Annotated in this window: 3 protein-coding genes and 2 pseudogenes; 2 read left to right on the top strand and 3 right to left on the bottom strand. The window is 64.7% G+C overall.

From position 1 onward, the window contains the following. Positions 1-276: IS256 family transposase (locus H293_RS52420; RefSeq protein ID WP_020124452.1), on the top strand; the 276-nt coding region annotated here is incomplete at its 5' end. Between the two features lie 834 nt (positions 277-1,110). On the opposite strand, the gene H293_RS0148610 is transcribed toward H293_RS52420, so the two are convergent. After that, complete coding sequence (locus H293_RS0148610; RefSeq protein WP_020124978.1) at positions 1,111-1,878, bottom strand: HNH endonuclease; 768 nt, start codon at positions 1,876-1,878, stop codon at positions 1,111-1,113. Positions 1,879-2,527: 649 nt separating this feature from the next. Between H293_RS0148610 and H293_RS0148600 the strand changes: the two genes are divergently transcribed. Beyond that, positions 2,528-4,129, top strand: a complete 1,602-nt coding sequence (locus H293_RS0148600; RefSeq protein ID WP_259294753.1) for a restriction endonuclease — start codon at positions 2,528-2,530, stop codon at positions 4,127-4,129. A 789-nt stretch (positions 4,130-4,918) separates the two neighbouring features. Here H293_RS0148600 and H293_RS56930 read toward each other — a convergent pair. Next, positions 4,919-5,090, bottom strand: a pseudogene (locus H293_RS56930) (DUF2637 domain-containing protein); the annotation flags it as partial. An 85-nt stretch (positions 5,091-5,175) separates the two neighbouring features. Next, a pseudogene (locus tag H293_RS61260) lies at positions 5,176-5,332 on the bottom strand (FtsK/SpoIIIE domain-containing protein); the annotation flags it as partial.

Here is a 5,332-nt window from a genome sequence, read left to right as displayed (position 1 = left end):
TTCACCGCGTTCCCGCGTGAGATCTGGCGGCAGATCTGGTCGAACAACCCGCAGGAACGGCTGAACAAGGAAATCCGCCGCCGCACCGACGTGGTCGGCATCTTCCCCGACCGCACCGCCCTCATCCGGCTCGTCGGCGCGGTCCTGGCCGAGCAGAACGACGAGTGGACCGAAGCCCGCCGCTACATGGGCCTCGACCTGCTCGCCAAGGCCCGCCTCCACCCGATCGAGTCAGAAAACGACGACACCGTCGTGCCCACCGAACTCACCGCATAGCCTCAAAGAAGAGATCACCGAGTGGCCGTCGATACACCACTCCCGCGGACGTGACCCCGCCCGGTGCGAGATCACGCGAACACAGTGCTACCCGCTGGGCAGCGCACGATACTGAGCGCAGCTGAGAGAGAGGGGCTATCGGCGATGTTCCGACGGTGGGCACAGCGGCGTTACGACAAAGCTCAGGCGGAGTACTGGCGGAGCCTCGAGCCCGTGCTTGAGCCTGGCGAACGAAAGATTGCCTGCGTGCCCGCACGGAACTTGTGGGACGGTCCGCAAAATGGAGTCCTCTTCCTCACGGACCGGACCATCCACTGGGGTGCTTGGCTGGGACAGGGCAGACAGACCACACTCATGTTCGCGCAGGAACTTCGAGAGTGTCGGAGTGCGCGCATGGGCGAGCAGGGCACGTTGGACATGGCCGTGAGTGGCGAGCAGGTAGGAGCGTTCGCCTCGTTTGCGCCAGCCCCCGGCGCTCAGTGGGGCTTCACTGAGTTCTGCAAGAGCTTCGGCCAGGCCATGGAGGAGAGCAGAGATCTGCCGCCAGCCGGAGAGACACCCTCTAGCGATGCGCGATGAGTGTCTAACTGCGTGACAACGCCAACGGACAGCGACGAACACCCACGCACACCTGCGGACCACCGCAGCAGGTGAGCGCCCCATCAGCCCAAGGCCAGGCCCCCGCCCAAGTTGCTTCGGGACGAAGAGGTCATCGGTGCAAACTTCCCAGCTCTGACAGCAGAACCTCCGCGTAACGATCTTGATTGGTCCACCTGGGCCTCAGCTGCGGGCCCAAGTGGGAACTCCAGCCCAGCCAGTTGGCGCTTGCCTCGCTCAGAACCTCCTTGCGTCCGAGAGGGAAGCCGCAGCACTCCTCAGGTCGTCAGCGGCGTTGTGCAGATTGGCCGGCAGCTCTGCCACGCGCATCAAGGCCTGAGCGGCTGAGGCCAACAGGCCGACGTTGTCTTGCAGGTGCGCAAGATCGTCCCCCGCCTCCATCAGTAGCGGTGCGTTGTCCTGGAGATGCGCCAGGTTACGGCTGGCCTCGTAGACCATCCAGGCCGTGTCCTCTGAGATGCCAGGAGTACGGCCCTGTGTGCGCTCAAGATCTGACTTGAGGACCTTGAGGAGTGACGACAGCTCCGGCACTCGCTCCGCGAGAGTGCCCAACACCGGAGCAAGCCGATCGACATACTGATCCTGCGCTTCCTGGATCATCTTGACTAGCCGGGCTTCGGTGAGTCCACTTAGCCCTGCAAGGGCGTCCTGCCCCTCGGCTTCGCGAACACGCTTCCATCCCTCAAGGATGTCTACGGTGTACCTGTCGCCGTCCACGCCGTCTACGCGCTTATGGTGCACATTGCACAACAACAGCAGGTTGGCGAAGCTGTTCCGTTCTTCCACGCTCCACGAGGGGTCGTACCGCTTCCCGCCTGCTTTCAGAGCGCGTATATGGGCGATGTCCAGGTTGAGAACGGGCTTGCCGTCGATGATGCGTACCGTCGGTGCCCCACACCTGGGGGCGTAGCAGCCGCCTCTCGCTAAGGTCATGAGCGCGGCGATGGTGGTGTTGTCGTACTTCCTGTGCGTCTCCTCGGCCATGGTGCCCTCCTCTAGTCGACAGAGCTACTCGGAACGATAGAGATGGGCGCTGACAACAGGTCCGCTGCGCCAGTCAGTTGATGGGGTACCTGTGCATCGCCGCGTTGATCGCTGGAACCTCGTGCTGGGAACATCGATCGGTCGGGTTTGAACGACCCATGCGGATTCCGGTGCGAGGCTCGCACGGAGGCTCTTGGACCGAAATGGCAATTCGGCCGAGGAAGTCGTGCCAGACGCGTGCCAGATCGTACGGGGAACCACGGGGAATACAGGGAACCAACGGCCCGCCGGCAGGGCATCGGCACCCTTCCGCCGCAGGTCAGCCCGGCAGCGAGCCTTACATCACCTTGGCTTCCCAAGTTGATGGCTCAGGCAGTGTGCTCACGGACCGGCCGTCCTGGCCGCCTCTGGTCGACGACACCTCGACAGCGTTGCTGCGGCCGGTGGGAGTGCAGTGAGATACACGCGCGCCTGGTCGGTCGGCAAACCCGCCATCGTGGCTGACTGTCGTCGGTCGCGGTGCATACGACTTGAGTCGACGGTGCACCGTCATGTCTGGCCGAGGTGACGTCTCTGCCCTGCGTGATTCTGCGAGGTGCAATGGGAATGCAGCCCTGTGGCGGAGTACGGCCAGGGGAGGGGTAGACAGGTGGCGCAACGGGGCAGCGGCCGAGGCAACGACTATCAGCGGCAGCAGCAAGCGTTACGGCGTGCTCAGGAGCAACAGGCACGGCAAGCGGAGCGGGAACGCAAGGCTGCTGAGACGGCCAGCAAGCGGCAGGAGCGCGAGCGGAAGGCCGCGTATCAGGAACAGCAGGCTGAGCAGGCGCAGGTGCGCACGATCGGGGTCGAGCACGAGGTCGAGCAGCTCGGCCAGTTGCTCCGCAACGCGTTGGTTGGCGATCCGCCGACTACCTTTGAGCGCCGACGCAGGACTCACACGCCGAAGAAGTTAGACGAGCGTCCTTGGTCTCGTCCGGAGCCGTCCCCGCGCTGGGAGGAGTTCGCACCACCGGAGCCCGGGGGTCTGGCTGCTGTCCTGGGTCTTGGCAGGAAGCGCTATGAAGCTGAGGTTGCCGAAGCGCGTGTGCGGTTCGGCGAGGCACAAGAGCGCCACAGGCGAGCCGAGGAGAAGCGGCTGGCAACGCTGGAGCGCAAGCGTGCCGAGCACCGCCAGGCCGAGGCGCAAGCCCTTGACGAGGTGGCAACCTTCAACGGGAAGTTGGACGAGGAGCGCGAGGCGTACAGGGCCGGGGAGCCCGCGGCGGTCGAGGCTCATCTAGGGGCGGTTCTGGATGCGTCGGAGTATCCGTTGGGCTTCCCCCACGAGCATCGGATCGCCTTCCGTCCTGCCACCGGTGACGTACTCGTTGAGATCCACTTGCCCCCCGAGGCGATCGTTCCTGCCGCGCGTGGCTACCGGTACGTGAAGAACCGAGACGAGATGACCGTGCTGCCTCGTCCGGAGAAGGAGCGCAAGGAGATCTACGCCTCCGTCCTGGTCCAAGTCGCTTTGAGGACAGTCCACGAGGTCCTGACGAGCGATCCGGACCGAATCGTCAATGGCGTGATCCTGAACGGCCATGTGAGAACGGTCGACCGGGCCACCGGTCAGGAGGTCTCACCCTGTCTGGTGACGCTCAGCGCCAGCAGGGAACAGTTCGGGAAGCTCCGTCTCAGCCAGGTTGATCCAGCGCAGTGCCTCAGGGGACTCAACGCTCTGGTGTCTCCCAACCCCTACGATCTCGAGCCGATTCGCCCCATCGTCGAGTTCGACCTGTCGAAGTATCGGCTCATGGACAGCATGGATGTAGTCGCCGGCCTGGACAGCAGGCCCGTGCTGGTGAAGCTGACGCCCACCGAGTTCGAGCACCTGATTCGCCAACTGTTCGAGGCGATCGGCATGGAGGCCTGGAACACCCAGGCGTCAAAGGACGAGGGCGTTGATGCGGTGGCCGTCAGCAAGGATCCCGTCTTCAACGGTGAGTGCATCATTCAGGCGAAGCGCTACAGCAAGCTCGTGGGTGTTGAGTCCGTCCAGGCGCTCGCCGGAGTGGTCGAGCACAAGCGTGCTGCCAAGGGAATTCTGATCACCACATCGTGGTTCGGCAGGGCCAGCCACGACTTTGCCCGCCAACATGGCCGGCTCCAGCTCATCGAAGGGCCGGAGCTCAAGTATCTGATCAAGGAACACCTTGGCAAGGATGTGATCCCAGGCCCAGTTCCCCCGAAGAGGCGCCCCTCACGCTGAGGCCGGTGGGCCGCCCACTCAGACCGAGGAGCTGGGCCGTCCCTGGGCCGTCCGAGGCCGCTCACCAGTGGCCAATGACGACCAACGACGACCATCAGGAGCACGAGCCCACCGCCCCCGACCAGCAAAAACCCAGCTCACCAAGATCCCCGACAAGACCCAGGGCAAGAAGAAGTAAGGAACACCTTTTGGGCCCCCGACCTGCGAGTTCCTCGCGGGTCGGGGGCTTTTTGGTGGTGCTGGGCCGTCAGGTGCGACGACGCCCGCGGTGGACCCGGATGTCGAGGACGATCAAGAGTGCCACGGGGGCGGCGATCTCGGTGGGGAGCGTCGGCCCAGGGGCGAGTGGACGTCATCAGTGGCCGTGAGTGCGAGCGGCAGATCCTGGCCGTCGTACCGCAGTGCGCGGTAGCACGCGCCCCCTGACGTTCGTCGTACGCCCGGAGCCACCCTTCAGGAGGTCCACCAAGACGTAGGTCTCGATGGGCTCACTTACCAGCTCCTGGACCTCGAATCCGCCCCCGACGACCTTGCTCTGGCACGGCGTCCCGAACGTGTCTACGCGCATCTACCAGGGACTACTGATTTGGCATGCTGACGCATCGTCAATATCGCTATGACCTGCGGTAATTAGTACTACTGACGCGGCACTGAGTGTCAGTGGTGAGTAACACCACAAACCCCCAGTTTGATTGGGATTTTCAGGCATCTGTGAGTCACGATCTCCATCACGACAAGCCCCCGCCGCAGACTCGGTGGGGCCGTCCGGGCGGAGCGCCGAATCCTGCCGTCGCACGGATGCGGCGACGAGCAGCAGGTCAACGCTGATCGGGTAGGCCCACGCTTTCCATCCGTCCTGTCCGGCCGCCGTGGCGATGTCGTGGATGTGGGCGAAGGACAGTGCGGCGGCGATGAGCGCCTGGACCAACACCGCGTCGACACGGGCCAGATGGGCGCGCAACGGTCCGGCTCCTTTCGGTTGCGGGCATGGCAGGGGTAGGGACGTGGCGTGAGGCGGTCACGCCGACCGGGTGGAGGGGAGCGCGTCAGTCGGTCACCGGGTGCGGCAGGACTGGCGGGGCCGGGGTCTCGACGGGGCGTACGGGGACGTCGGGCCGGAAGGGCTTGAGCGCGGTCAGGTCGGGCACCAGGTGGGCCGATTCCCGGCAGATCTCGGCGGCGTCGCCGAGGGAGAGGTACGGG

It is taken from the genome of Streptomyces canus 299MFChir4.1, assembly GCF_000383615.1.
Taxonomy (GTDB): domain Bacteria; phylum Actinomycetota; class Actinomycetes; order Streptomycetales; family Streptomycetaceae; genus Streptomyces; species Streptomyces canus_C.
Note: the sequence above shows the minus strand (reverse complement) of the source record. Positions and strands in the feature narration are given on the sequence as shown.